Origin of the sequence: Planotetraspora mira (genome assembly GCF_016863275.1) — a bacterium.
GTDB classification, from domain to species: domain Bacteria; phylum Actinomycetota; class Actinomycetes; order Streptosporangiales; family Streptosporangiaceae; genus Planotetraspora; species Planotetraspora mira.
The window spans coordinates 296,167-321,100 of sequence record NZ_BOOO01000002.1; the positions used below are offsets into that span (position 1 = coordinate 296,167).

The window sequence follows — 24,934 nt, forward strand, 5'->3', positions numbered from 1 at the left end:
AATAGCGCGTTGCTCGCCTCGTAGGGATAGCGCTCCGAGGCTGCCGTTTCCGCCTGAGCCGGCGTGATGCCTCCGGTGCGGTTGCATCACCGACGCGAAGCGCCGACGCTCGCCGTGCAGGTACTCGACGTATTCGTTTTCGGTCCAGTGGTCGGCCAGGTGACGGGACCTGGGGCACCCTCATGCTCGTCGGCATGGTGTGGCTCGCTCAAGGCCTCCACGGTGGCCCCAATGTCCCCAGGCTGCCAGATTGACTTAGAGCGCACTTCAAGTCCTATTGTCGCCGATATGGCCGAATCGATAGGGATCGTGCACGGGGCACGATGTCGATCTCCGATGTCGCCGAACGCACCGGACTTTTGACGCACGCTGCGCTACTACGAGCGCGAAGGGCTCATGTTCGCGCCGGTCGACCGGGCGTCGTCGACGCATCGCCGGTACACCGAGGCCGACCTCAACTGGGTGACCTTTCTCACCAAGCTGCGCATGACCTCGATGCCCATCGCCAAGATGCGCGAATACGTCGAGCTCGCCTGCCGCGGCGACGAAAGCACCGCGGAACGGCTCGAACTGCTGCTCATCCACCGGATGAACGTCGAGCGCCAACTCGGGGAGATGACGGCGAGCCTCGCCGCTATCGACTACAAGATCGGTCTCTATCAGGAAAGGCTATCCACATGAAGAAGATCACACTGGGAGGCGAGGGGCTCGAGGTCTCGCGTCTGGGCCTCGGCTGCATGGGCATGTCCGGGGGCTACACCGGCGCCGGCACCGACGACCCCGGGTCGATCGCTACGATCCACCGCGCCATGGAGCTGGGCGTCACCTATTTCGACACCGCCGAGATCTACGGTCCGTACACGAACGAGGAACTGCTCGCCAAGGCGTTCGCTGGCCACCGCGATGAGGTGGTCATCGCCACCAAATTCGGTCAGATCAACCACCTCGTGCCCGAGGAGAACGGGCTGCCGGTCCTCGGGCTGAACGGCACCCCCGAGAATGTGCGGCGGTCGGTCGAGGGTTCGCTGCGACGCCTGAACACCGACTACATCGACCTCTACTACCAGCACCGGATAGACCCGGGGACGCTGATCGAGGACACGGTCGGGACGCTTTCCGAGCTGATCGAGGAAGGCAAGATCCGCCACTACGGGCTGTCGGAGGCAGCGCCCGCCACCATCCGGCGTGCGCACGCCGTGCACCCGGTGACCGCCATCCAGACCGAGTACTCGCTGTGGACGCGCGACCCCGAGGCCGAAGTGCTCCCCACCGTGCGCGAGCTCGGCATCGGCTTCGTGCCCTACTCGCCGCTCGGCCGCGGCTTCCTCACCGGCACGATCCGCTCGCTCGACCAGCTCGACGCCGACGACTGGCGCCGGTCCAACCCGCGCTTCGAGGGGGACAACCTGGAGGCGAACATCCGGATCGTGGAGCAGGTGGACGACGTCGCCAAGCAGCTCGGCGCGACGCCCGCTCAGGTTGCGCTCGCGTGGCTGCTCGCGCAAGGCGACGACATCGCGCCCATTCCCGGCACGCGCCGGGTCGCCAACCTGGAGCAGAATGTGGTGGCGGACGAGCTGGTGCTCTCGGCCGAGCAGCTGGAGCAGCTGTCCGAGGTGGCGGCGCCGGTCGGCGACCGGTACGCCGACATGAGCCGCATCAACCGGTAGAGCGCGGCGAACAGGGTCGTGGTGCCGTGCCGGTACTAGTCGTGGGAGCGTCGCTCGATCGGGCCGGGTTGCATCGGCAGTACCGGCACCGTGCGGTCCAGGGCCTCGATCTGGGACTTCTCATCGATGCACAGCACGATCGCGTCATCGGGCAGATCCTCGTGGGCGCCCAGGTACAGGCTACGGATGTCGGTGACTTTGCCGACCAGCTCGGGGTCGGTGGAGAACCGGAACGACTCCGCTTCACGGTTCGATCTCATAGGCCCGCCACGCCGCGCGACCGAGATGTTGGAGATCTTGAGCCGATCGGCGAGAAGTCGGCTCGACCAGTGCGTGACACCGAACTTCTTTGGCGGGGGCTTGAGCGTCTCGGCCGCGATCGCACGATGGCCCAGAGTGCGCGGCCGGCCCGAACGAGCGCGATCATAGAAAGCCTCACTCTGGCACGGGATCCACTCCGCCTCACGCCAGGGACGCACTCCGTGTGGCGCTCATGTCGTACGCGTCCTGGTGGCGTCGGATCTCGGTGTGCTGTTCGGCGCTCCAGGCAGCCAGGTGCTCGATGGCGGAGAGCAGGGAGGCGCCGAGGCTGGTGAGGGAATACTCGACGCGGGGTGGCACCTCCGCGTAGGCAGCGCGGTCGACTAGCCCGCTGCGCTGAAGGCGCTTGAGGGTGAGGGTGAGCATGCGCCGGGAGATGGCGGGGATCGCGGTGTCGAGGTCCGAGTAGCGGGCGTCGCCGTTGGCCAGGGCGCCGATGACCAGCATGCTCCACTTGTCGCCCACCAGGTCGAGGATCTCGCGAATGAAGTCCGCGTCCCGCTCGTCCCAGCGCTCACACGGGCCCGAGAGGCGCAGTACGTTTGCCCGCGCCTCGCCGGTGGAGGCCGCCTGGCCCTCGTAGTTGCTCACTGATGACGCCCTTCCGGTGTTCCTCAGGAACACAAACATGCCTTTTGTAACCCTTGTCGCGCTGCTGCACAGTGGGCTTACGCACCAGCGTCAACGCGCCGGTCGAAGCGGTCGTTCTGCGCACGTGGCGGTAACTACCAGGCATTTTAGGCGTATTCCCGCCTCATCGCCTCCGGCATTGTTCCCGCCTGCCGAGCCGGCGCCGCACCCTCACAAGCCGAAAGGACATGCCCAGCAATGGAAGGGCTCAAGGACAAGGTCTTCATTGTCACCGGCGGCGGATCGGGCATCGGCGCGGCCACCGTACAGCGACTGCTGGCCGAAGGCGCCCGAGTGACCGCGGCCGGTACCAACGCCGAGAAGCTCGCGTGGACCCGCGAGCAGGCATCGGAAACGGCCGATCGGCTGCTCACGGTCCAGTTTGACCTTCGGGACGAAGATTCCATCGCCTCTCTGGTCGCCCAGACCACTGACCGATTCGGCCGACTCGACGGCGTCGCCAACGTCGCCGCCGCCGTCGGCGCCGACCTCATGGCCCGCGACCAGGGCGTCGACACCATGGACCCCGACGTGTGGGCCGAGATGATGCGGATCAACGTCACCGGCGCCGGGCTCATGATCCGCGAAAGCCTGCCCGCGCTGGTCGCCTCGGGCGGCGGCTCGATCGTCAACGTCTCCTCCCTGGCGGCGTGGCAGCGGGAATCGGCGCTCGCCGCGTACGCCTCATCCAAGATCGCCCTGCACGCGCTCACCCGCCACACCGCCCATGCGTGGGGCCAAAAGAACATCCGGTGCAACGCCGTCGCCCCCGGGGTCGTCCTCACGGAGAACGTCCGTACCGGCACGCCCCCAGAGGTTCGCGAGGCTCTGTTGGAGAAAACTGCGCTCCCGCGGCTTGGCAAGCCCGAGGACCTCGCCTCCATGCTCGCCTTCCTCCTGTCTGCGGAGTCCGGTTGGATCACCGGCCAGATCCTGTCGGTGGACGGCGGCCTGACCATGCGCGAGTAGCGCCGCTCACCACCGCGAACCAAGATCCACACCTCTCTCAGTCGTATTTGTCCCGGGCACGTCTATGTCTGGAGAACCCATGCCCGTCCACATCCTCGCCCTCGTCGGCAGCCTGCGCTCCGGCTCACACAACCGCCAGCTCGCCGAAGCCGCGGTCAAACACGCCCCCGACGGCGTCAAGGTCACCCTCTACGAGGGCCTGGCCGAGGTGCCCTTCTATAACGAGGACATCGACACCGACGAACAGCGTCCCGCCGCCGCCACCCGCCTGCGCGAGACCGCCGCGCGCGCCGACGCGTTCCTGCTCGTCACCCCCGAACACAACGGCACCATCCCCGCCGTGCTGAAGAACGCCATCGACTGGCTGTCCCGCCCGTTCGGCTCCGGCGCCCTAGCGGGTTCGCCGACCGCCGTCGTCGGCACCGCCTTCGGTCAGTACGGTGGCGTGTGGGCCCAGGACGACGCCCGCAAGTCCGCCGGTATCGCCGGCGCCACGATCCTGAAGGACGCCAAACTCGCGATACCCGACTCAGTGACTCGCTTCGCCCAGACCCACCCGGCCGATGACGCCGAAGCCGTCGCGCAGCTCGTGCAGGTGCTCAGCGCCCTCGCCGCCGCCATCAAGGTCCCCGCGTCCTGAGCCCCGTATTCCCGGCACGCTCCGAGCGGAGGCTTTCCGGGGCCAGATGGCGGGCGGGGACGGCATTCCATCCGGCGTGCAGCAATGGCGTACCTCGGTGGCTGTGGCCACCGGCAAGCTTCGGAATCGCTGTCGATGACGTCGACTTCCTCGGCCGCACCATCCGGATAAACCGGCAGGTTCGGATCATTCGCGGAGAGCAGCAAGTCACGCTCGCGGCCGTCGTAGCCGGCCACAACCTGAACCCACGACCGCACCAGCACCGGTACCACTAAAGGAGTTCTGATGGCAGCACAAACCGACAAATTGCACATCGACGTCTGGGCAGACGTGGCCTGCCCGTACTGCTACGTCGGAAAGCAGCGCCTCAAGACCGCGATCTCGCGGTCCGGACACCAGGAGGAGATCGAGCTGGAGTTGCACACCTTCGAACTTGACGCCACAGCTCCGAAAGAGCCGGCCGAGATCGCGAGCTACACCGCCCAGAAAATGGGAGTGAGCCGGGAGCGGGCGCTCGAGATGGATCGCCGCGTGAAGGGCATGGCTGATCAGGATGGGCTGCCGTACGAGACGGAGCGCATCCATGCCAACAGTTTCGACGCGCTGCGGCTGCTCCAGCTGGCCAAGCAGCACGGGGTCGCCAACGAGCTCATGAGCCGGTTGCAGCGCTCCCTGTTCAGCGGTCGCCGGGACACCTACGACCACGCCGCCATGACCGCCTCAGCGGTCGACCTGGGTATCCCTGAGGATGAGGTCCGCACCGTGCTGGCCGGGGACCAGTTCGCCGCCCAAGTCCGCCGCGATCAGCAGGCGGCGCTCCGCCTGGGGGCTACAGGCGTCCCGTTCGTTGTGCTCGCCGGTCGTTATGGCGTCCCCGGTGCCGGGACCGTTCAGTCATACGCGGATGCCATCCGCACGGCGTGGGAGAACCGATGAGTGACAAGTACGACCCGCTCGAGCCCCTCGAGCTGCTGCCCGACGCTGTCGAGGGGTACTGCGACCTCGAAACCGGCAAATGCGTCACCTCGCCGCTTTCAGCAGACGACAAGTCGTGACGGCCTACCCGCCGCCTGTCGTTGCGCCCAGTAGAAGGAGCACTGATCCGTCTGATCGCGCGCGCTGACGGCCTGGCCGAGGCCGGAGTGGACCAGGGGAACCTGCATGACAGCGAATCCTTTACTTGAAGATGCTCGACGCAGGTCGCGGCTTGTGACGCAGCGTCATCCCGGCTTCGTTGATGAGGTGGACTCCGACTACTCCATCCGTGGAGCCTGCCAGTCCCTACCCCCGTCTCGCCGAGGGGTCGGGTGGGGAATCATCCCGTCTCAGCGTGACGACGTTTCGCATGACTGGTCCACACGAGGCCTCATAGCGCTCAACTTGGCCAGGGCCTCCTCGGAGGGACCGGGTTCCGCTTGGCTGAGGAAAACACGCTGGCCGGGGGCACTGTCGATGGAGAACGACTCATCCCAGAAGATCAGGTCGCCGACAAGAGGATGGTGGAGGCGATAGACGTTGTGCCGCCTGGCGCGTACGTCATGGCGAGCCCACATCTGCCGAAAGTCCTCGCTGCTCTCCGAGAGCTCCTCGACCAGCTCGAGCACGGACGGATCCTTGTTGTCTGCCCCCACAGCGGCGCGTAGGTGGGCGACCATGGAACCGGCCTCCTGTTCCCAGTCTGGCCACACCCGCCTGGCCTCCGGGCTGAGAAAAAGCATCCGCATGAAGTTGTCGGTGCGCCCCAACCTTTCGGCGAGAGCGGCAAACAGCGAGTTATGGGCCAGCACGTCCGTTCGACGGTTCACCACGGACGCCGGCCCGTGGCCCCAACTGTCCATGAGTCGCAGCACCTGCGGCTTGACCTTGTCTTTCCCGCCATCGATTCCCCAGCTACGCGCCCGAGGGTGAGCGAGCTGGTAAAGGTGCTCGGTGGCATCGGCATCAAGCTGAAACACCCGTGCCAGGGCGTTGAGCACCTGATCCGACGGACAGCGGTCTCTTCCCTGCTCCAGCCTCGTGTAGTAATCCCTGCTGACACCGGCCAGCAGGGCCACCTCGTCGCGGCGCAGTCCCGGTGTCCGCCGGTGGCTGGCACCGCGCGACAAGCCCACCTCGTCGGGGGACATGATCTGTCGCCGAGCGCGAAGGAAGTCGCCAAGAGGAGTCCCCATGCCAGACAGCGTAAGAAATCGCAGGTAAAGGCGCAAAAAGGCGACTCACTCCAGTCTGTGCCACCTGCCTGCCCCATCCCGTTTGCCGTCGACCCGACCGCGGAGCGGCAGCGGGCCGGTGACGGAGGTGCAAGCCCGGCTTGACGTGTCCCTGCGCGTGTGCACCTTCCTCGGTGATTGGATGCCAACGGTCACAGCCGGGCTTGCGGTGGAGGAGGCGGGCTGCTGGGCTTGCCTGGGTCGATGGCGGGATGGTCACCCACCCCCACAACCCGCACGTACGTTCGAACACCACCCCGGAGCCGGAGCCCCCGCCGGAGGCATCACCACGCGCGGCCGGCACCTGGCGGGCACTTCCAGCTCAGCCCGACATCCCCTGTGAGCGGACTTGTACTGTCACCTGGCGGCCCTTCCACTCGTCCGCGCCAGCCCTCCGGCGTTGTTTGCGCGCTGTCCGCCGGGAGCGCTAGGGGGAGGCGGCGGCGTACGCCGTGAGGGCGCCGCGTGCGGCCCGGTTAGGGCCGCCATGACCTTGTAGAGAAGGTTCTCGCCGCAAACATCTCGAACTGCCGGGCGTCGACCGGCCCTGTACTCACGACCAGCGGCGGTGGCCGCCCTGGCGCTCCGGCACACGCTGGAGAGCGTCCGGCAGACGGTAGTTTGACCCGCATGACCCGCGAGCTCGTCGTCCTGGGCACGGCAAGCGCAGTGCCGACCCGGCACCGCAACCACAACGGGTAGATCTTTCCTTAGGGTAAGAACTCTAGGAGGGGTCCCATGAGCGATCTCGTCCCCGTTGTCGAGTCTGGCGTTGCCCGCTATGTCCGGCCAACAGCCGCCAAATCGGACTATCTCGATATCGCCGCCAGCCCGGTGTCCTGACCGACTCTCAACTCCCCGACCGAGCCACTCGGGCCATCCCCGGCCGCGTCGCAAAGTGGACTGCTCACCTCCGCTGGAGATCAGCCCATCACCCTCCACCACCTGACGGTGTCCAGATTTACCTGGCGGGGTTAGTAGCGGCATCGCGCTGCCGGGCCAGCCGGGGCCCGCCACCCCGTGGCCGGCACGTTGCGAACCGAAGCGTGAACCGTCGAACGGGCTCGATCCGATGATGGGGTGTGAGCGCCGTACCTGAGCAGAGCGACGCGGAGTTGCTGGCCGCGACCGCGGCCGGCGACCGCGCCGCGTTCGAGGCGCTGTACCGGCGTTACGGGCCGTGGTTGGCGACCCGGCTGCGGTACCGGTGCCCGGACGCGGCGCTGGTGGACGACGCGGTGCAGGAGACGTTCCTGGCGGTATGGCGCGGTTCGGCCCGGTACCGGGAGCGCGGTGACGTCGCCGGCTGGCTGTGGCAGATCGGGTTCCGACGGCTGGTCGACGCGATCCGCGGGCAGCACGCCCGGGACCGGCTGCTGCGGCTGCTGTCCGGTCACCGCTGGCGTACCGCGCCCTCGGCGGAGGAGGAGCTGCTGCTGGGCGTGGAGCATGGCGACCTGGCTGGGGCGCTGGCCCGCCTGTCCCCGGAGCTGCGCGCGGTGATGCAGGCCACGGTGCTGGACGGGCTGAGCACGCACGAGGCGGCGGCGCTGCTGGGCATCCCGGTGGGCACGGTCAAGACCCGGGCGATGCGGGCGCGGCGGCAACTGCGTGGGGACCTGACATGACGACCCCGGGAGGTGGGCGATGAGCGCCCGTGACTGGCACGTCGCGGACGACGACTTGCGGGCATACGCCGACGGCGCGGCACAGCCGCCGTGGCTATGGTCGACCGAGACACACCTCGCGGCCTGCCCGCGCTGCCGGCAACGGCTGGCGGAGCACGTCGATCCGGCAGCGGTCCGGGCCGGCTGGGCACGGCTGGACGCAGAGCTGGACGCCCCCCGGCCGGGCCCGGTCGAGGCGCTGCTGGTGCGGCTGGGCCTGCCGGCGCACACCGCCCGACTGCTGGCCTGCACACCGGCGCTGCGCAGATCGTGGCTCACCGCGGTGGGCTTCGCCCTCGCGGTCACCACGGCCGCCGCGCACCTGGCACGGTCGAATACGGTACCGATCCCCCTGCTCGCGATCGCCCCGCTGCTTCCGCTGATCGGCGTGGCGATCTCGTTCGGCCCGCGCGTTGACCCCAGTTACGAACTGGCCGTCGTCGCGCCGCTGCACACCTTCCGCCTGCTGTTGCTGCGCTGCGCGGCGGTGCTGTCCGCGACCACGGCGCTGACCGGCGTGGCCAGCCTCGCCATGCCGGAGTACAGCCCGGTGGTGCTCGGCTGGCTTGCACCGTCGCTGGCGTTGACCCTGTTGAGTCTGGCGCTGACGCCCCGGTTCGGCCCGGTCACGGCGGCGCTCGCCGTGGGGTTCGGTTGGCTGGCGCTGCTGGGGGCCACCGTGCACGTCACCACCGGCGAGTCGGTCCTGTTCACCGCGCCCGGCCAGGCCGGGCTCGCGGCCATCGCCGCCGCGGCGGCGATGGCCCTGTGGAAGGTCCGCGCCGCCTTCGATACCAACCACCACCTGGGTCGCACCGCCGACCCGACCACGAGGAGGACGACGTGACGACGGTGCAGGCCGAGGGACTGTCCCTGCGGTTCGGGCGCACGACGGCCCTGAAAGACGTGTCGTTCGCGCTGGACGACGGGGTCACCGGGCTGCTCGGGCCGAACGGGGCGGGCAAGACCACGCTGCTGCGCATCCTGGCCACCGCGATCCCGGCGGACGCCGGGCAGTTGCGCATCCTCGGCGCGGACCCGCGCGGCGCCGCCGGCCGACTGGCGGTCCGGCGCCGCCTTGGGTACCTGCCGCAGAACCCCGGCTTCCACCCGCACTTCACGGCGTTCGAGTTCGTCGACTACATCGCGATCCTCAAGGAGATCGTGGCCGGCCGGCACGACGAGGTACGCCGGGTGCTGCACGCGGTCGGCCTGGACGACCAGCGCGGCAAGAAGATCAAAGCCTTGTCCGGTGGTATGCGCCAGCGCGTCGGGTTGGCCGCGGCACTGCTCGACGACCCGGCACTGGTGATCCTCGACGAGCCCACCGTCGGCCTGGATCCTGAGCAGCGGCTGCGGTTCCGGGAGCTCATCGCGCATATCGGCGAGGGACGCACCGTGCTGCTGTCCACCCACCAAACCGAGGACGTGGCCACCGTATGCCAGCGCGTCATCGTCCTGAACCAGGGCCGGATCCCGTTCGAGGGCGAGCCTGTGGCACTGGCCGGCGTGGCGCGCGGTCGGGTGTGGACCAGCCCGGCCCGCGCGGATGGCGCGCTCGCCGCGTGGCGCACCGGCAACGGTGACTATCACAACATCGGCGACCCGCCGCCCGGCGCGCGGCTGGTCGATCCGAGCATCGAGGACGGGTATCTGATGGTGATCGACGCCGCGAGCCTCGCGGGGCGTGCGGCATGACCGCAGTGGTGGCCGAAGCACCCGGCTCCCCGGCGGCCGACGCCTCGGCCCCGCGCCGAGCCGTCCTGGCCCTGGCCCGGGTGGAGATGGTCCGGATGCTCCGGCACCCGGTGACCGTGGCCGCGACCCTCCTCCTGGCCGGCCTGTGGGTGTCCGACTGGTTCACGACCAAGACCACCCGCTACCCGGTGCTGCAGGAACTCGACCACGACAGCGCGATGGGCATGATGATTCTGCTCGGCGGCGCCGCGCTGATCGTCGGCAACCTCGCCGTCCTGCGGGCGCACCGCGACGGCACCACGGGCCTCAGCCGGGTGCTCATCCTCCCGGACCACGCACGTACCCTCGCGCACCTGCTCGCCCCGCTCCCGCTGGCCGTGGTCGGCGCCGTCCTGATCCTCGCCCGCATGGCGGTCCTCGCGATCTGCGCCCCGGCCGCGGGCCACCCGAACCCGTACGAGCTGGCGGTCGGGCCGGCCACTGTCCTGCTGCTCGGCGCGCTCGGCGTCCTGCTGGGCCGGCTCACCCGGTCGGCGGTCGTCGCACCCCTGGCGCTGCTCGTCCTGCTGGCCGGCCTCGTCTTCCTGGAGCCGCTCACCAACGGCGGAAAGGCCCTGTGGCTGGCACCGCAGGGCCAGCCGACCCCCATGATGCCCATACCGGTATCCCTGCTGGCCCGCCCGGCCGCGGCCCACCTCGGGTACCTCCTCGGCCTGGCCGGGCTGCTGGCCACCGCCGCCGTGCTGCGCGCCGGCGCCCGTGGCGTCCGGGTGGCCGGGGCCGGGGCGGTGGCGCTGGCCTGCACGGTGGCGGGCGGCACGGCCCAGCTGTCCCCGCCGAGTCCCGCCGTCACCGCGGCCCGGATCGCGGTAATGAACCAGCCGTCCCAGCACGAGACCTGCCAGGAGCTCGGACACGTCACCTACTGCGCCTTCGCGGAGTTCAGCCGCTGGATCCCCGCGTGGAACACAGTCGTGCAGGCTGTCGTGGCCCGGGTACCCGCCACGGCCCGGTCCACGCAGCTGACCGTCCGGCAACGCATCGCGATCCCGGCCTTCGACCGCGGGACCGGGCCGGAGCAGCTGCTCGCCGCCTGGCGGGCGGACGACGCTGCCGCCGGCACCCCCGGCGCGATCGGCATCGACACCAGCTGGGGTGACAGCCCCGCCGCCGCCAACCTCGCCGGGCAGGTCGCATATCGGCTGGTCACCGGCCAGACCGGCGAGGCACCCATCGAGCAACGCGACGGCGCCACCGCCTGCGGCGGCGCGGGCGTGCTCGTGGTCTGGCTCGCCGGGCAGGCCAGCACACACGCCGGCACCGGGCTGGGCCTGCTCGCCGAGGACGCGCGCGATGAACGGGGTGGCGTCTCGTTCTACGAAACGCAGCGGTTCCCGACCGTCTACGTACCGACGCCCGAACTCACGGTGGCGACGCAGGCGCTGGCCCGCCCGCGCGCCGACATCGCCGCCCGCGTCCAGCAGTCGTGGGCCACGCTGACCGCGCCCGGCACAACCGCCGCGCAGGCCGCGCAGATCCTCGGCGTACCTGCCCCGGCCACGAGCACGGCCTGCTGATGAACACCAGGACCCTGTACCCGCTGATGCGGTCCACCGCGCACGCCATCACGTGGCGGCCGATGGTGCTCGGCGCGGCCCTGGGATCGGCCGTCCTGCTGGTACCCGAGGTGCTCACCGAGAGGCTGACCGCCACCCACCTGACCACGCTGGCCCGCATCGCGGCGATCTGCGTCGCGCTCGGCGCGGCCTTCCTACTCGACGACCCCGCCACCCGCAGCACCCCCACGGTGCCGACTCCGCGCGTGGCCCGCAACCTGGTTCGGGTCACCCTGGCCGTGCCGGCCGTCGCGCTGTGGTGGACGCTCACTCTCGGCCTCGCGAAGACGACCGGCCACCACGCGGCCGCCGCACACCTGCCCGTCGCCGCGTTGACGCTGGAGGCAGCGACCCTGCTGACCGCCGCCCTCGCCCTGGCCGCCATCGCGCAGCGGCGCACCGCCGACGGGAACACGGGCGTCATCGCGGCGCCAGCCGTGCTGTTGCTCGCAGCCGTCGCCTGGTTCCTGCCGCACTCGGCGGCACTGATCCTCACGCCCACCGACCCGGACTGGACAGCGTCGCACGACCGCTGGACTGCCGTCCTCGCGATCGCGCTCGTCTCGTTCCTGTGGGCCGGCCATGAGCGGGAACGGCGGCCGGTTCCGCGCGGATGGCGGCTCACCGTCATCGCCGTCCTGATACTGCTGGTGGGCGGGGGTACGGTGTTCGCCTTCCGCAGTGACAGCGAACAGCGCACCGCGCCGCCGTCGGGGGGCATCGACACCGGAACGCCCGCGTGGAGACAGATCGTGCCGGGAGGCGCCTGCCAGTGTGCCAACGGCAGCCGGTTCTCCTTCTGGGAACGGCAGGCCGATCCGACCAGGGTCGTGCTGTTCCTGAATGGCGGAGGCGTTTGCTGGGACGCCACGATGTGCGCCTTCACCAGCACCGGCCAGCCGGGCGAGAACGACTTCTACGACTGGAACGACGAGGGCGGCGAGAGACCGTACGACCAGAAGTCCGGCTTCTTCGACCTGACCCGGGCCGACAACCCGTTCGCCGGATACTCGATCATCTACCTGAGCTCCTGCACCGGTGACGCGCACCTCGGCAACGTCGCCCAGAAGTACTCACCGACGCTGACCGTCCAGCACCGCGGCTATGTCAACGGCACCGCGGCGCTCGACTACCTCGCCACGCACTATCCGAACGCCGCGCAGGTCGTCGTCATAGGCAAGACCGCGGGGTCGATCGCCGCTCCCCTCTACGGCGGCCTGGTCGCCGACCGGCTTCCGCACGCCAAGGTCACCGTGTTCGGTGCGCAGTCCGGCGCCTGGCCCGACAATCCCGACTTCAACGCCAAGGTCCTCGCCAAGGCGTGGGGTGCCTATGACGCCGTGCCCGCCTGGGCGGTCGACGGGCTCACCGTCCGTAACTGGGGCATCCCCCGGTTCTGGGTCCAAGCCGTCCATCATGCTCCTGAACTCGTCCTGTCCCGCTTCGACCACGCCTTCGACCCCGCCGCCGCAGTGGAGGTGACCACATGGATGCCCGGGAACCCACCGAACCTCCTGACCGTCATCGACGCCAACGAGACCGCGATCGAGACCGCCGGGGTGACCCTGCACAGCTATACGGCGCCCGGCAAGGGCCACGGACTCTTCGAGTTCGACAGGTTCTACGACCTCAAGGTCAACGACGTCCGCTTGATCGACTGGCTCAAACAGCTCGTAACCGGCAAATCGCCCAGCGACGTCCACTGCGACACATGCAACCAGTGACGACAGAGGCCCCAAGTCAGCCGATCCACGATCGGGCGGTCAGTGCCTGGTGCGACGCCGAGCACACAATCCGGCCGTTGGCGGCTCAGCGCGGTGGCTTGACGTGAACGACCGGCACCCGGCGGCGGGCGGTAGTTTGACCCGCATGACCCGCGAGCTCGTCGTCCTGGGCACGGCAAGCGCGGTGCCGACCCGGCACCGCAACCACAACGGCTACCTGCTGCTCTGGGACGGTCATGGCTTCCTGTTCGACCCGGGCGAGGGCACCCAGCGGCAGATGACGATGGCCGGGGTGAGCGCGCACGACGTGACCTGGATCTGCGTCACGCACTTCCACGGCGACCACTGCCTCGGTGTGCCCGGCGTCGTGCAGCGCATCGCGCGCGACAAGGTGAGCCACGCCGTACAGGCGGCCTATCCGGCGAGCGGAGAGACGTATTGGCGACGGCTGCGCCATGCCGCCGCGTTCGCCGACACGTCGGCGATCACCCCGCGCCCGGCCTCCGGCGACGTCGTCCAGTGGCCGGCGGGACCCGTGACCCTGACCGCCCGGCCCCTCTCCCACCCCGTCGAGTCGTACGGCTACCGCGTCGACGAGCCCGACGGCCGGCGGATGTTGCCCGACGAACTGGCCGCTCGAGGGATCGCCGGACCGATGATCGGCGAGTTGCAGCGGGAGGGCTCGGTGACGCTGGACGACGGCTCGGTCGTGTCGCTGGCGGACTGCAGCGTGCCGAGACCGGGGCAGAGCGCGGCCTTCGTCATGGACACCCGCCTGTGCGACGGCGTGTACGCGCTGGCTGACGGGGTCGACCTCCTGGTGATCGAGTCGACCTTCCTGTCAGAGGAGGAGGCGCTGGCCGCCGAGTACGGCCACCTGACGGCGGCCCAGGCGGGCCAGGTCGCGCGGGCCTGCGGAGTGCGGCGCCTCGTGCTGACCCATTTCTCCGAGCGGTACTCCTTCGCGGACGAGCCACGTTTCGTCGAGGAGGCCGCGAAGGCGTTCGGCGGCGAGATCGTCACAGCTCGCGACCTGACGCGGGTTCCGGTCCCGCGCCGGCGTCCCTGACCTCAGGCGCGCGACGTGGACATGGCCGTGGTGGCGACTGTGTCCTTGGACGCGGACATGGACGTGGACGTGGACGTGGACGAGTTCACGGACCGGTAGCGCGACGGTGGAATGCCGTATCGGTCCACGAACGCCTGGCGCAGGGTCTCGGCCGTGCCGAAACCGCAGCGCGCCGCCACGACGGCGACGGGTAGGGAGGTGGTGGCCAGGAGGTGCGCCGCGGCCTCAATGCGCGCCTGCCGTACGAACCGGCCCGGTGTCCGTCCCACGTGCCGCAGGAACAGCCGGGTCAGATGCCGTTCGCTCACTCCGGCGGCGACCGCCAGCGTCGCCGTGGTCAGGTCCGCCGACAGGTCGCCATTGATGTGGTCGACGATCCTCCTGACCAGGCCGTCCGCGACAGGAGGCGCGGTCGTGAACATGCTCATCTGGGCCTGGTTGCCGGGCCGTTGCATGTAGATCACCAGATTGCGGGCCACCCGGCGCGCCAGTTCGGGGCCGTGGTCTTCCTCGATGAGGGCGAGCGTGAGGTCCAGGGCACTGGTGACCCCCGCCGAGGTGATCGTGTTCCCGTCCCTGATGAAGATCGGGCCCGGATCGAAGACGACATCCGGATTGCGCGCGGCGAACGTGTCCGCCCACTGCCAATGAGTCGTGGCCCGCCGGCCGTCGAGCAGGCCCGCCGCCGCGAGGATGCCCGCCCCGGTGCACACCGACGCCGTACGGCGGCTCTCCCGCGCGAGACGCCGGACATGACCGATGATCGACCGGTCGCGGGCCGCGGCCTCGTGCCCGATTCCGCCGACCACGACGAGCGTGTCGAGGGGGCCGATGACCCGTTCCAGCGATTCCTGGACCTGGAGCGTCAGGCCTGTGCCGCAGGTGATGGGCCGGCCTCCGGGGGCGGCCAGGCGCACGATGTAACAGGGCGACGCGCCCTCGGCGTTCGCCATCTGGAGCGCCGTGGTCACGCACGCGATGTCGAGCAACTCCGCCGCGTCGTACCCGATGACGACGACCCGCCGTTCCGCCATGGCACGACACTATGTCGCAAAGACAGGGAGCCCAAGTATTCGGACCGGCACATCCACCTTCCTTGGCCACCGGCCGGCGGGGAAACACCGTTGGGGCATGACTTCGACGACATCGGACACCCGCTCCCGACGGCTGGGATTCATCCGGCACTACATCGAGATGATCATCGCCATGTTCGCCGGGATGATCCTCCTCGGACTGCTCCTGGGCGCCGCAGGGCTCGGGTTCTCACACGAACGGGATCCCGAACTCGCCTACCTGCTCATGGCGTTCGACATGTCCGTGGGCATGGCCGCGTGGATGCGGTATCGCGGGCACGGCTGGGCGCCGACCCTGGAGATGTGCGGCGCCATGTTCGCTCCCGCGCTGCCGCTCTTCCCTCTCCTGTGGCTGTACGTCGTCGACGGCGAGTCGCTGATGGTCATCGCGCACGTGGCGATGTTCCCGCTCATGCTCGTCGCGATGTTGTGGCGCCGCGACGAGTACGCACATTGAGCACCGGGCCTGTCTCGGTCAGGGCGGACAGCAGTCGCAGGACGCCGCCGTTCGGCGTGCTGAACGCCCTGGTACGCAAGGAGTGACCCCTGACCGAATCCTCCGGCGAACCTCCTCGAACCGTTCCCCGGATGATCGGCTCACAACGGGCGCGTCCTTTCGAAGGACCACCGCGCGACGAAGTAGCCGACACCGTACGGGGCGTCGTCGTAGAGCGCCCCGCTGACGCACTTCTCGGCCGCTTCGACCGCGGCGGCCGCGAGAACCTGGAACGCCGTCCTGCCGCCGACCCACAACTCCTCGGCCATCGCCGGGTCCATGTCTGCGAGCAGGCCGGTCTCCCCCGCCGCGATCGCCTCACCGATCATGTCGTTGTACGGCACGGCGTCGGGATGCAGATATCCGGGAGACTTCTCGGTGAGCCTGGCCGAGCCGTCCCCCATGGCCAGGAGCGCGACCCGATCGGCGGACCGGGCTATGCCCCGGCCCAGGGCGGCGCAGTCATCGGGCGACGTGTCGGCGGCCACGGCCTCGAAGCGCAGTGCCGGCAGATCGTCGGGGTCCGGGGCGTATCTCTCGAGCAGCCATCTGCCGATGGTCAGTGAGAGCGGAAGGACCGGCTCCCCCCGGCCGGCGCGGACGTCCGCCCCCCAGGGCCCCATGGTCCCCGCCGCATCGCCCGGATAGGTGGCGGAACTCTCGGCCGGCCCGACGACCACCAGCAGATCGGGATCTCCGTCGACAAGGGAGCGGATCACCTCGGCGCAGGCGACACGGAGATCGTCGAGCTCTGGCGCCGCGGCTCCGGCCAGCTCCGGCACGATCAGCGGAGGATGCGGGCATACACCCGCTGCGACCAGCACCCACCCACCCTACCCACACCCCCGCCCGTGATCATGCACACCTTCGTGGATCAGCTCCCCCGCCTGGCCCTTTTCTCGGCGTGATCATGCACAGATTCGGCGGCAGGCCATCTGACCAGCCACGATCCCAGTCGTGATCATGCACAGATTCGTGGATCACGGCGCCCACCTGGGACCACGTCATTCGTGATCATGCACAGGCTCGGCCACAGGGTCGCCCACCTGCGGCTTCGCCGTACGTGATCAGGCACTTCCCGGCCTGGTGCATGATCACGGGGGGCAAACCAGCAGGTCAGCGGACATCAACACGAATTTACGCATGATCACGAACTCTATATGTGCAGGTCAACGGCCATTCATCCGAACCTGTGCATGATCACGCCCGGTGTTGGGGCTGGCAGGGGCCACCGTCTCCGAACTTGTGCATGATCACGCGGGACTTGTGCGTGATCACGCGGGAGATGTTTGGGGAATTGGGGGGCGGGGTGAGGGAGAGGCAAGCAACACTTGGGCGATAACGAAATGGTCGCCGAACAATAACGGAAGAATCACGGCATTGTCGGACTTTTCTCCCCCGCCACGCACCGGGCATCCCCAGCGGCCCCGTACGGCTCTCGCCCTAATGGGCGTCATGAGCGTCGTCGGCCTCGCCGGGCTCGGCATCGTCCTGGCCCTGTCGTCGAACGGAGACGTCGCCCACGAACCGGCGACTCCTTCGGCCGCGCCGGCGTCCTTCATCGTCCAGGCGCCGACCACGCCCCCGGAGACGATCCCTGAGAATCCAGAGGCGACATGGGCGCCCGGTGTGGTGGCCGGGGAGGCTCCCGGCGCACAAGGGGCCGGCGAAGTGCCGCCCGACACGATTTCCCCGACAGACCCGGCCGAACAACCGGGTGCCCCCGAAACGCGTCCAGGCACTCCCCCGAAGCACCCCGATCGACGGAACCCCGGACATCCGGGTCGGAATGAGCTCCCCACCAGCCCGGCGCCGCGCCCCGTCCTGCCCCCGCGCATGCCCGTGGAGAAACCGGCCCCTGCGGCACCGGCCGCGCGAGCGCCCCGGGAAGTGACACCGGCCCAGGCTCCGCCCGGCGCCGCGAGATCGGCGGCGCCTCAGCCCGGCCCAAACCCGGATCGGCCCGGTCCCGCCCCGGTTCAGCCCGGCCCAAACCTGGTTCAGCCCGGTCCTACTCCGGTTCAGCCCGGCCCAAACCCGGTTCAGCCCGGCCCCACCGCGCTCGCGCCTCGGCCCGGTCCCAGCCGCCTCCCCGATCCGTGCGCGACCTACCACGACGCCCGCCGGGACTACTGCTACCGCGTGGTCGCCGACCTGACGGCCGGCGGTTAGTTCCCGAGAGGCGACAGGACGGAGCAACCGTCCGACGACTCCGGCGCGGGAGCGGGACGCCCGATGGAGGGCATGCCCAGGCTCACCGCGTTGCCGGTGGCGGGTCGCCCCTGCCGCGCCTCCCAGGCGTCGCCCGCACGCGTACGGCGCACGTCCAGGACCTTGTCGGCGACGAGGTGGTGCGGCGCGGCGTAGGTGACCTCGACCGTCACCATGTCGCCCGGGCGGGCGTCGACGGCGGCGAGATGCACCAGGCGACTGTCGGCGGCGCGGCCGGACAGGCGGTGGGTCGCGTCGTCCTTGCGGCCCTCACCCTCGGCGATGAGCACCTCGAGCGTGCGACCGGTCTGCTTCTTGTTCTCCTCCCAGGAGATCTCCTCCTGGAGGGCGACGAGCCGCTCGTAGCGTTCCTGCACGACCGCCTTCGGCACCTGGCCGTCCATGGTGGCCGCCGGGGTGCCCGGGCGGATGGAGTACTGGAACGTGAAGGCGTTGGCGAACCGCGACTGCCGCACGACGTCGAGCGTCTGCTGGAAGTCCTCCTCGGTCTCGCCGGGGAAGCCGACGATGATGTCGGTGGAGATGGCCGCGTCCGGCATGGCGGCGCGGACCCGCTCGATGATCCCGAGATACCGGTCCGAACGGTACGACCGGCGCATGGCCTTCAGCACCCGGTCGGAGCCCGACTGGAGCGGCATGTGGAGTTGGTGCATGACGTTCGGCGTCTCGGCCATCGCCGCGATCACGTCGTCGGTGAAGGCCGCCGGGTGCGGCGAGGTGAACCTGACCCGCTCCAGCCCGTCGACGTCGCCGCACGCCCGCAGCAGCTTGCCGAACGCCAACCGGTCGCCGAACTCGACGCCGTAGGTGTTGACGTTCTGCCCGAGGAGGGTGACCTCCAGGACGCCCTGATCGACCAGCGTGCGGATCTCACCGAGCACGTCGCCGGGGCGGCGGTCCTTCTCCTTGCCCCGCAGCGACGGCACGATGCAGAACGTGCAGGTGTTGTTGCAGCCGACCGAGATCGCCACCCAGGCGGCGTAGGCCGACTCCCGCTTGGTCGGCAGCGTGGAGGGGAACGTCTCCAGGGATTCCTTGATCTCGACCTGGGCCTCTTCGGCGATGCGGGCCCGCTCCAGCAGCACCGGAAGTGAGCCGATGTTGTGCGTGCCGAAGACCACGTCGACCCAGGGCGCCCTGCGGACGATCTCCCCCTGGTCCTTCTGCGCCAGGCATCCCCCGACGGCGATCTGCATGCCCTCGCGGGCCATCTTGATCGGCCTCAGGTGACCGAGGTTCCCGTAGAGCCTGTTGTCGGCGTTCTCCCGCACCGCGCAGGTGTTGAACACGACCACGTCCGGCGTCTCCCCGTCGGGGGCGCGGACATATCCGGCGTCCTCGAGCAGCCCGGACAGTCGCTCGGAGTCGTGCACGTTCATCTGGCAGCCGTAGGTCCGCACCTCGTACGTCCGGGTCGCGCCCTCGGGGCCCTGAGTGGTCACAGTCATCGCAGTACAAGGTTAGGCTCTCCCCCCGCCCATCCCGTACGGCAGGCGAGCACCGGCCGCCTGAACGGTCCCTGAGCGGTGGCCGCAAGCCCGATGTGGATCGCCCGAAAACCCCCTTCACCTGGCGCGGGAACGGTCCTGACGAGCATCGCGGCGCCGCTGGATCGGCCCGCCCAGGCCTTTTCAGCCACGTTGACAACCGTCCGGATCCTCCCGAAGTGCGCGGGCTGTGATCGGATCGGTACCGAGGGATTAGTGACTTGGCGATATTTACGCCCCTACGTTGTTGACCATGACCGAGGCCGGTAGCTCTTCCCCTCTAGTCAAGCTCGAGGCAGTGAACAAACACTTCGGCGCCCTGCATGTGCTGAAGGACATCGACCTGAGCGTCGCCCGCGGCGAGGTCGTCGTCGTGATCGGCCCCTCAGGCGGCGGCAAGTCGACGTTATGCAGGGTGATCAACCGGCTGGAGACGATCGACTCGGGCGACATCACGTTCGACGGGCAGACGCTCCCCGCGGAGGGCAAGTCCCTCGCGAAGCTCAGGTCCGAGGTCGGCATGGTGTTCCAGTCGTTCAACCTCTTCTCCCACAAGACGATCCTCGAGAACGTCACCCTCGGCCCGATCAAGGTCAGGGGGATCGCCCGGCAGCAGGCCGAGCAGCGGGGCCTCGAACTGCTCGAGCGGGTCGGCATCGCGTCCCAGGCCGCCAAGTATCCGGCGCAACTGTCCGGCGGCCAGCAGCAGCGCGTCGCCATCGCCCGGGCGCTCGCGATGGACCCCAAGATGATCCTGTTCGACGAGCCCACCTCCGCGCTCGACCCCGAGATGGTCCAGGAAGTCCTGGACGTGATGGTCGGCCTCGCGAGCGACGGCATGACGATGCTCGTCGTCACCCACGAGATGGGCTTCGCCCGGCGGGCCGCCCACCGGGTCGTCTTCATGGCCGACGGCCAGATCGTCGAGGAGAGCGCTCCTGAGGCGTTCTTCACCCAGCCCAAGTCAGACCGAGCACGGGACTTCCTGTCCAAGATCCTTACGCACTGACCACATATGTGTCGGCCATGACCGGCCGGGCGCAGGGAAGAGAAGGGGGAAGGTATGCGACTACGCCGAATCGGGGCTGTGCTCGCTGTGACCGCCATGTCCGCGGGCCTGGCGGCGTGCGGAGGCGACAAGACCTACGCCAACGTCGCCGACAAGATCAAGGAAGGTAAGACGGTCGTCGTCGGCACCAAGTGGGACCAGCCGAGCCTCGGCCTGAAGAAGGGCACGGCGCCGGAGGGGTTCGACGTCGACGTGGCCAAGTACGTCGTCAAGGAGCTTGCCGGAGGCGCCGACGACGTGGACATCACGTGGAAGGAGTCGGCCTCGTCGAACCGCGAGGCGTTCCTCGCCAACGGCACGGTCGACATCATCTTCGCGAGCTACTCGATCACCGACAGCCGCAAGCAGAAGGTCACCTTCGGCGGGCCGTACATCGTGGCCCACCAGGACGTGATGGTCCGCGGTGACGACGCCGCGATCACCAAGCCCACCGACCTGGCCGGCAAGCGGATCTGCCAGGCCGCGGGCTCCAACTCCTACAAGCGGATCACCGACCCGCCGCCGGACGGCGAGCTCGACCTCGACGCCCAGCTCGTGGGCGCCGCCAACTACTCGGAGTGCGTGGCCAAGCTCGGCGGCAACAACCTCGACGCGGTCACGACCGACGACCTGATCCTCGCCGGGTTCGCCACCCAGACCGGCGGGAACTTCAAGATCCTCGGCCAGCCGTTCACCGACGAGAAGTACGGCGTGGGCCTCAAGAAGGGCGACACCAAGACCTGCGAGGCCGTGAACGCGGCGATCACCAAGATGTACCAGGACGGCACCGCCCAGCAGTTGTTCGCCAAGTGGTTCGGCAAGGCACAGGGGCTCACGGCCCCCACCGCCGCACCCACGTTCGAGCCCTGCGCCTGAGCCGTCCGACCCGTCGCCCATGGCGGCCGGTGACCTGTTCCCCGGTTACCGGCCGCCGCCGTCACGTGGTGGAGCACGATGGATGACCTGATCAAATACGCGCCGGACCTGGCGGCGGGCTTCCTGGTGAACGTGAAGCTGTCCCTGGTGAGCGGGGTGCTCTCGCTGATCCTCGGCACGATCCTCGTGTCGATGCGGGTCTCGCCGACACCGGTCCTGCGCGCCGTGGGCACCACCTACGTCAACGTCGTACGGAACACACCGCTGACGCTGGTGCTGGCCTTCAGCGCGCTGGGCCTCAGCGACACCCTCGGTCTCACCATCTCCGACGAGCCCTCCACCAACGGATTCTGGCTCGTGGTGCTCGGTCTGTCCGCCTACACCGCGACCTTCGTGGGAGAGGCGCTCCGGTCCGGCATCAACACGGTGCCGCTGGGCCAGGCCGAGGCCGCGCGCGCCATCGGTCTCACGTTCTTCCAGTCCCTGCGGCTGATCATCTTGCCTCAGGCCTTCCGCGCCGTCATCCGTCCCCTGGGCAGCGTGATGATCGCAATGATCAAGAACACCACGGTGTCCGTCGCCGCCGGCTATCTGGCGGAGTCGGCGTTCGTCATGAAGGACACCTTCGACGACACCGGCGTGTCGATCCCCATCTTCATCGGGCTCGCCCTCGCCTTCATGGCCTTCACCCTCCCGATCGGATTCCTGACCGGATGGCTGGCCCGACGCCTGGCGGTGGCCCGATGAGCTCCAGCGTCCTGTTCGACGTCCCTGGTCCCCGCGCACGGCTGCGCAACCACGCTCTGACCGTGCTCGCCGCGGCCGGGGTCCTCGCGGTGCTCTACTTCGTCTACCGCGGGTTCGATGAGAAGGGCCAATGGGCGGGGAAGCTCTGGCACCCGTTCATCGAGGCCTCGACCTGGACCGACTACATCATCCCCGGACTGCTCGGCACACTGAAGGCCGCGGGCCTCGGCGCCGTGTGCGCACTGGTCTTCGGCGCGGTCTTCGGCCTGGCCAGGCTGTCCGACCACCGCTGGATCAGGGTGCCCGCGGGCGCGATCGTCGAGACGTCCCGTGCGATCCCGCTGCTGCTGCTGATCTTCTTCCTCGCCTATCTCGCGCCCAGCGTCCTCGGCAGCGGCGATTACACGCTGATCGCGCTGGTGACGGGCCTCACCCTCTACAACGGTTCCGTGCTCGCCGAGGTCGTCCGGGCCGGTGTCCAGGCCGTGCCCAGGGGGCAGTCGGAGGCGGCCTACGCGATCGGGCTCCGCAAGGGCGGGGTGATGCGGCTGGTCCTGCTCCCCCAGGCCGTGACGGCGATGATGCCGGCCATCGTGAGCCAGCTCGTCGTGCTGCTGAAGGACACGGCGCTCGGCTACATCATCGCCTACGAGGACCTGCTCAACTATGGCTTCAAGATCATCCCTGCGGTGTTCTTCGGTTCCCTGGTGCCCGCCGCCATCGTCATCGGGATCATCTACATCGGCCTCAACATGACGCTCAGCGCCCTGGCCAACTGGCTGGAGAAGCGGAGCAGGCGCAGCCGGAAGACCTCCGCCAGGCCGATCGCGCCGCCAGGAGCCGTCGGCCTGGGCGCCGGAGCCGGGCTGCCGGAAGAGACGACACCGTGATCAAGTGAGACGCACCAGGTCTGGAAAGGGTCAGGGCCGTCAGACCTGTTGGTCTGACGGCCCTGTTCGGCCGGTTCACGGTCAGGCCTTGTTGAAGGTGTTCTTGGCCCAGAGGTAGGAGACGGCGGCGATGCCGGCGCACCAGGCGGTGGCGATGGCGGCGCTGTTGCCGATCGGGGTGCCGAGCAGGAGGCCGCGGACGGTTTCCATGATCGGGGTGAAGGGCTGGTACTCGGCGAACCAGCGCAGGGCGGTGGGCATGGAGTCGGTCGGGACGAAGCCGCTGCCGAGGAAGGGCAGGAAGACCAGGGGCATCGGGGCGTTGCTCGCGGCTTCGGGGGTCGGGGATTTGAGGCCGAGGGCGACCGCGAGCCAGGTGATGGCCACGACGAACAGGGTGAGCAGGCCGGCGGCGGCAAGCCACTCGAGTGCGGTGGCGTTGGGGCGGAAGCCGATGGCCAGGGCGATGCCGATGACGACGGCGATGCCGAGGAGTTGCTGGATGACGCTGGCGACGACGTGGCCGGTCAGGACGGAGGCGCGGGAGATCCGCATGGTGCGGAAGCGGGCGATGATGCCTTCGGTCATGTCGGTGGCGACCATGACGGCGGTTCCGGTCGCGGCGGTGGCGGCGGCCATGAGCAGGATGCCGGGGACGACATAGTTGATGTAGGCGTCGCGTCCGCCGAGGCCGTTGCTGAGTCCGTCGCTGAGACCGGCGCCGAGGGTGCCGCCGAAGACGTAGACGAACAGGATCAGGATGATGACGGGCGTGATGACCAGCTGCACGGTCATGGACGGGTAGCGGAGCAGGCGTTTGAGTTGGCGCCGGACCATGGTGGCCGAGTCGCGGGCGGCGAGGGTGACGGTGCTCATCGGGTGGTCTCCTTCTGCTGGTTCTGCCGGCCGGTGAGGGTGAGGAAGACGTCGTCGAGGTCGGGGGTGTGGATGCTCATGTCGTCGATGTCGACGGAGTGGTCGTCCAGGAGGGTGAGCAGTTCGCGGATCGCGTGGACGCTGCCGTCGCTGGGCACCTGCAGGGTGAGCGCCTCGGGGTCGGCGGTGCCCGCGCCGAGGAGGTGGCGGGCGGTGTCGAGACGGCTCGGGTCGGGGAACTTCAGCAGGACGTGGCCGCCGGGGATGAGCCGCTTGAGTTCTTCGGCGGTGCCTTCGGCGATGAGGCGTCCGTGGTCGAGGAGGGCGATGCGGTCGGCGAGTTCGTCGGCTTCCTCGAGGTATTGGGTGGTGAGGAAGATGGTGACGCCGCCGGCGACGAGTTCACGCACGATCTGCCACATGGTGCGGCGGCTGCGCGGGTCGAGGCCGGTGGTGGGTTCGTCCAGGAAGATGAGGCGGGGGTCGCCGACCAGGGTCATCGCCAGGTCGAGGCGGCGTTGCATGCCGCCGGAGTAGGTCGCGGCGGGTTTGCGGGCAGCGTCGGCCAGGTCGAAGCGTTCGAGTAATTCGGCGGCCTTGCGTTTGCCTTCCCTGCGGGACAGGTGCCGCAGGTCTGCCATGAGGAGCAGGTTCTCCTCGCCGGTGAGCAGCTTGTCGACGGCCGAGTACTGCCCGGTGACGCCGATCGCGCCGCGCACGTCGTCGGGCTTTTGGGCCAGGTCGTGGCCGGCGACCTGGATGGTGCCGCCGTCAGCCGGGGTCAGGGTGGACAGGATCTGGACGGTGGTGGTCTTGCCTGCGCCGTTGGGGCCGAGCAGAGAGAAGATCGTTCCTTCGGGGACGGCCAGGTCGATGCCGTCGAGCACGACCTTGCCGCCGCTCTTACCGCTGTTCTTGTCGCCGTTCTTGTCGGGGTAGGACTTGCGCAGCCCGTTCGCCGCGATGGCCAGGTTCGTCATGATGGGTGCTCCTCA

Annotated in this window: 25 protein-coding genes; 17 read left to right on the top strand and 8 right to left on the bottom strand. The window is 69.1% G+C overall.

The genetic code is table 11. The features are described 5' to 3' along the window. Positions 1-396: 396 nt before the first annotated feature. Positions 397-681 carry a MerR family transcriptional regulator gene (locus Pmi06nite_RS03120; RefSeq protein WP_203951256.1) on the top strand — a complete coding sequence of 95 codons (285 nt, stop codon included), beginning with the start codon at positions 397-399 and terminating at the stop codon, positions 679-681. Next, positions 678-1,670, top strand: coding sequence for an aldo/keto reductase (locus Pmi06nite_RS03125; protein ID WP_203951257.1), 993 nt, complete (start codon positions 678-680; stop codon positions 1,668-1,670). The genes Pmi06nite_RS03120 and Pmi06nite_RS03125 overlap by 4 nt, the downstream gene beginning before the upstream one ends. 35 nt (positions 1,671-1,705) lie before the next feature. Here the strand turns inward: Pmi06nite_RS03125 and Pmi06nite_RS42915 are convergent, their stop codons facing one another. Together Pmi06nite_RS42915 and Pmi06nite_RS03135 are read right to left on the bottom strand one after the other, a co-directional pair. Next, positions 1,706-2,149, bottom strand: a complete 444-nt coding sequence (locus tag Pmi06nite_RS42915) for a hypothetical protein (protein WP_203951258.1) — start codon at positions 2,147-2,149, stop codon at positions 1,706-1,708. Beyond that, entirely contained in the window at positions 2,133-2,582 is a 450-nt protein-coding gene (locus tag Pmi06nite_RS03135; protein ID WP_239113557.1) for a winged helix-turn-helix transcriptional regulator, read from the bottom strand. Before Pmi06nite_RS03135 ends, Pmi06nite_RS42915 begins: the two co-directional genes overlap by 17 nt. A 237-nt stretch (positions 2,583-2,819) precedes the next feature. Here Pmi06nite_RS03135 and Pmi06nite_RS03140 point away from each other — a divergent pair, with 237 nt between their 5' ends. The 4 genes from Pmi06nite_RS03140 to Pmi06nite_RS42500 all read left to right on the top strand — a co-directional run bounded on the left by Pmi06nite_RS03140 (position 2,820) and on the right by Pmi06nite_RS42500 (position 5,285). Continuing rightward, complete coding sequence (locus Pmi06nite_RS03140; protein ID WP_203951260.1) at positions 2,820-3,590, top strand: SDR family NAD(P)-dependent oxidoreductase; 771 nt, start codon at positions 2,820-2,822, stop codon at positions 3,588-3,590. Positions 3,591-3,669: 79 nt separating this feature from the next. After that, the gene (locus tag Pmi06nite_RS03145) at positions 3,670-4,230 is read left to right on the top strand and encodes an NAD(P)H-dependent oxidoreductase (protein ID WP_203951261.1); all 561 of its coding nucleotides are present in this window, start codon (positions 3,670-3,672) and stop codon (positions 4,228-4,230) included. A 285-nt stretch (positions 4,231-4,515) separates the two neighbouring features. Continuing rightward, positions 4,516-5,166 (top strand): DsbA family oxidoreductase, encoded by a 651-nt coding sequence (locus Pmi06nite_RS03150; RefSeq protein WP_203951262.1) that lies wholly within the window; start codon positions 4,516-4,518, stop codon positions 5,164-5,166. Next, on the top strand, positions 5,163-5,285 hold the full coding sequence (locus Pmi06nite_RS42500; RefSeq protein ID WP_275409540.1) for a hypothetical protein: 123 nt from the start codon (positions 5,163-5,165) through the stop codon (positions 5,283-5,285). Before Pmi06nite_RS03150 ends, Pmi06nite_RS42500 begins: the two co-directional genes overlap by 4 nt. Positions 5,286-5,555: 270 nt before the next feature. Here Pmi06nite_RS42500 and Pmi06nite_RS03155 read toward each other — a convergent pair whose 3' ends face one another. Next, positions 5,556-6,401, bottom strand: a complete 846-nt coding sequence (locus Pmi06nite_RS03155) for a helix-turn-helix transcriptional regulator (RefSeq protein WP_203951263.1) — start codon at positions 6,399-6,401, stop codon at positions 5,556-5,558. Positions 6,402-7,522: 1,121 nt separating this feature from the next. Between Pmi06nite_RS03155 and Pmi06nite_RS03160 the strand changes: the two genes are divergently transcribed. From Pmi06nite_RS03160 to Pmi06nite_RS03185, 6 genes are all read left to right on the top strand, one after another. Then, positions 7,523-8,068: an RNA polymerase sigma factor gene (locus tag Pmi06nite_RS03160; RefSeq protein ID WP_203951264.1), complete on the top strand. Its 546-nt coding sequence runs from the start codon at positions 7,523-7,525 to the stop codon at positions 8,066-8,068. A 19-nt stretch (positions 8,069-8,087) separates the two neighbouring features. Continuing rightward, positions 8,088-8,954: an anti-sigma factor family protein gene (locus Pmi06nite_RS03165; RefSeq protein WP_203951265.1), complete on the top strand. Its 867-nt coding sequence runs from the start codon at positions 8,088-8,090 to the stop codon at positions 8,952-8,954. Further along, positions 8,951-9,805: an ABC transporter ATP-binding protein gene (locus Pmi06nite_RS03170; RefSeq protein WP_203951266.1), complete on the top strand. Its 855-nt coding sequence runs from the start codon at positions 8,951-8,953 to the stop codon at positions 9,803-9,805. Before Pmi06nite_RS03165 ends, Pmi06nite_RS03170 begins: the two co-directional genes overlap by 4 nt. Next, a complete protein-coding gene (locus tag Pmi06nite_RS03175; protein ID WP_203951267.1) occupies positions 9,802-11,382 on the top strand; it encodes a hypothetical protein in 1,581 nt (526 codons plus the stop codon). Before Pmi06nite_RS03170 ends, Pmi06nite_RS03175 begins: the two co-directional genes overlap by 4 nt. Further along, positions 11,382-13,145, top strand: coding sequence for a pectin acetylesterase-family hydrolase (locus Pmi06nite_RS03180; protein ID WP_203951268.1), 1,764 nt, complete (start codon positions 11,382-11,384; stop codon positions 13,143-13,145). The genes Pmi06nite_RS03175 and Pmi06nite_RS03180 overlap by 1 nt, the downstream gene beginning before the upstream one ends. 145 nt (positions 13,146-13,290) lie before the next feature. Next, positions 13,291-14,214, top strand: a complete 924-nt coding sequence (locus Pmi06nite_RS03185; protein WP_203951269.1) for a ribonuclease Z — start codon at positions 13,291-13,293, stop codon at positions 14,212-14,214. 2 nt (positions 14,215-14,216) lie between these two features. Here the strand turns inward: Pmi06nite_RS03185 and Pmi06nite_RS03190 are convergent, their stop codons facing one another. Beyond that, positions 14,217-15,248: a GlxA family transcriptional regulator gene (locus Pmi06nite_RS03190; RefSeq protein WP_203951270.1), complete on the bottom strand. Its 1,032-nt coding sequence runs from the start codon at positions 15,246-15,248 to the stop codon at positions 14,217-14,219. Between the two features lie 97 nt (positions 15,249-15,345). On the opposite strand from Pmi06nite_RS03190, the gene Pmi06nite_RS03195 reads away from it, so the two are divergent. Next, the gene (locus Pmi06nite_RS03195; RefSeq protein WP_203951271.1) at positions 15,346-15,744 is read left to right on the top strand and encodes a hypothetical protein; all 399 of its coding nucleotides are present in this window, start codon (positions 15,346-15,348) and stop codon (positions 15,742-15,744) included. Between the two features lie 140 nt (positions 15,745-15,884). Here Pmi06nite_RS03195 and Pmi06nite_RS03200 read toward each other — a convergent pair whose 3' ends face one another. Both Pmi06nite_RS03200 and miaB read right to left on the bottom strand, forming a co-directional pair. After that, complete coding sequence (locus Pmi06nite_RS03200; protein ID WP_203951272.1) at positions 15,885-16,607, bottom strand: class III extradiol dioxygenase subunit B-like domain-containing protein; 723 nt, start codon at positions 16,605-16,607, stop codon at positions 15,885-15,887. Between the two features lie 1,344 nt (positions 16,608-17,951). After that, positions 17,952-19,463 carry a tRNA (N6-isopentenyl adenosine(37)-C2)-methylthiotransferase MiaB gene (gene miaB / locus Pmi06nite_RS03205; RefSeq protein WP_203951273.1) on the bottom strand — a complete coding sequence of 504 codons (1,512 nt, stop codon included), beginning with the start codon at positions 19,461-19,463 and terminating at the stop codon, positions 17,952-17,954. 292 nt (positions 19,464-19,755) lie between these two features. Here miaB and Pmi06nite_RS03210 point away from each other — a divergent pair, with 292 nt between their 5' ends. The 4 genes from Pmi06nite_RS03210 to Pmi06nite_RS03225 all read left to right on the top strand — a co-directional run bounded on the left by Pmi06nite_RS03210 (position 19,756) and on the right by Pmi06nite_RS03225 (position 23,063). Further along, positions 19,756-20,511 carry an amino acid ABC transporter ATP-binding protein gene (locus Pmi06nite_RS03210; protein WP_203951274.1) on the top strand — a complete coding sequence of 252 codons (756 nt, stop codon included), beginning with the start codon at positions 19,756-19,758 and terminating at the stop codon, positions 20,509-20,511. Between the two features lie 54 nt (positions 20,512-20,565). Then, positions 20,566-21,426: a glutamate ABC transporter substrate-binding protein gene (locus Pmi06nite_RS03215; RefSeq protein ID WP_203951275.1), complete on the top strand. Its 861-nt coding sequence runs from the start codon at positions 20,566-20,568 to the stop codon at positions 21,424-21,426. Positions 21,427-21,504: 78 nt separating this feature from the next. Then, positions 21,505-22,173, top strand: coding sequence for an amino acid ABC transporter permease (locus Pmi06nite_RS03220; RefSeq protein ID WP_203951276.1), 669 nt, complete (start codon positions 21,505-21,507; stop codon positions 22,171-22,173). Then, positions 22,170-23,063: an amino acid ABC transporter permease gene (locus Pmi06nite_RS03225; protein ID WP_203951277.1), complete on the top strand. Its 894-nt coding sequence runs from the start codon at positions 22,170-22,172 to the stop codon at positions 23,061-23,063. Before Pmi06nite_RS03220 ends, Pmi06nite_RS03225 begins: the two co-directional genes overlap by 4 nt. 81 nt (positions 23,064-23,144) lie before the next feature. Here Pmi06nite_RS03225 and Pmi06nite_RS03230 read toward each other — a convergent pair whose 3' ends face one another. Together Pmi06nite_RS03230 and Pmi06nite_RS03235 are read right to left on the bottom strand one after the other, a co-directional pair. Next, on the bottom strand, positions 23,145-23,939 hold the full coding sequence (locus Pmi06nite_RS03230; RefSeq protein WP_203951278.1) for an ABC transporter permease: 795 nt from the start codon (positions 23,937-23,939) through the stop codon (positions 23,145-23,147). Then, positions 23,936-24,919 (bottom strand): ATP-binding cassette domain-containing protein, encoded by a 984-nt coding sequence (locus Pmi06nite_RS03235; protein ID WP_203951279.1) that lies wholly within the window; start codon positions 24,917-24,919, stop codon positions 23,936-23,938. Before Pmi06nite_RS03235 ends, Pmi06nite_RS03230 begins: the two co-directional genes overlap by 4 nt. Between the last annotated feature and the right edge of the window lie 15 nt (positions 24,920-24,934).

Coding starts and splice junctions, on each gene's coding strand:
- Pmi06nite_RS03125 (WP_203951257.1), top strand. CDS start 678: ATGAAGAAGATCACACTGGGAGGCGAGGGGCTCGAGGTCTCGCGTCTG.
- Pmi06nite_RS03230 (WP_203951278.1), bottom strand. CDS start 23,939: ATGAGCACCGTCACCCTCGCCGCCCGCGACTCGGCCACCATGGTCCGG.
- Pmi06nite_RS03140 (WP_203951260.1), top strand. CDS start 2,820: ATGGAAGGGCTCAAGGACAAGGTCTTCATTGTCACCGGCGGCGGATCG.
- Pmi06nite_RS03155 (WP_203951263.1), bottom strand. CDS start 6,401: ATGGGGACTCCTCTTGGCGACTTCCTTCGCGCTCGGCGACAGATCATG.
- Pmi06nite_RS03120 (WP_203951256.1), top strand. CDS start 397: ATGTTCGCGCCGGTCGACCGGGCGTCGTCGACGCATCGCCGGTACACC.
- Pmi06nite_RS03180 (WP_203951268.1), top strand. CDS start 11,382: ATGAACACCAGGACCCTGTACCCGCTGATGCGGTCCACCGCGCACGCC.
- miaB (WP_203951273.1), bottom strand. CDS start 19,463: ATGACTGTGACCACTCAGGGCCCCGAGGGCGCGACCCGGACGTACGAG.
- Pmi06nite_RS03210 (WP_203951274.1), top strand. CDS start 19,756: ATGACCGAGGCCGGTAGCTCTTCCCCTCTAGTCAAGCTCGAGGCAGTG.
- Pmi06nite_RS03145 (WP_203951261.1), top strand. CDS start 3,670: ATGCCCGTCCACATCCTCGCCCTCGTCGGCAGCCTGCGCTCCGGCTCA.
- Pmi06nite_RS03235 (WP_203951279.1), bottom strand. CDS start 24,919: ATGACGAACCTGGCCATCGCGGCGAACGGGCTGCGCAAGTCCTACCCC.
- Pmi06nite_RS42500 (WP_275409540.1), top strand. CDS start 5,163: ATGAGTGACAAGTACGACCCGCTCGAGCCCCTCGAGCTGCTGCCCGAC.
- Pmi06nite_RS03220 (WP_203951276.1), top strand. CDS start 21,505: ATGGATGACCTGATCAAATACGCGCCGGACCTGGCGGCGGGCTTCCTG.
- Pmi06nite_RS03190 (WP_203951270.1), bottom strand. CDS start 15,248: ATGGCGGAACGGCGGGTCGTCGTCATCGGGTACGACGCGGCGGAGTTG.
- Pmi06nite_RS03175 (WP_203951267.1), top strand. CDS start 9,802: ATGACCGCAGTGGTGGCCGAAGCACCCGGCTCCCCGGCGGCCGACGCC.
- Pmi06nite_RS03185 (WP_203951269.1), top strand. CDS start 13,291: ATGACCCGCGAGCTCGTCGTCCTGGGCACGGCAAGCGCGGTGCCGACC.
- Pmi06nite_RS03225 (WP_203951277.1), top strand. CDS start 22,170: ATGAGCTCCAGCGTCCTGTTCGACGTCCCTGGTCCCCGCGCACGGCTG.
- Pmi06nite_RS03150 (WP_203951262.1), top strand. CDS start 4,516: ATGGCAGCACAAACCGACAAATTGCACATCGACGTCTGGGCAGACGTG.
- Pmi06nite_RS03195 (WP_203951271.1), top strand. CDS start 15,346: ATGACTTCGACGACATCGGACACCCGCTCCCGACGGCTGGGATTCATC.
- Pmi06nite_RS03165 (WP_203951265.1), top strand. CDS start 8,088: ATGAGCGCCCGTGACTGGCACGTCGCGGACGACGACTTGCGGGCATAC.
- Pmi06nite_RS03215 (WP_203951275.1), top strand. CDS start 20,566: ATGCGACTACGCCGAATCGGGGCTGTGCTCGCTGTGACCGCCATGTCC.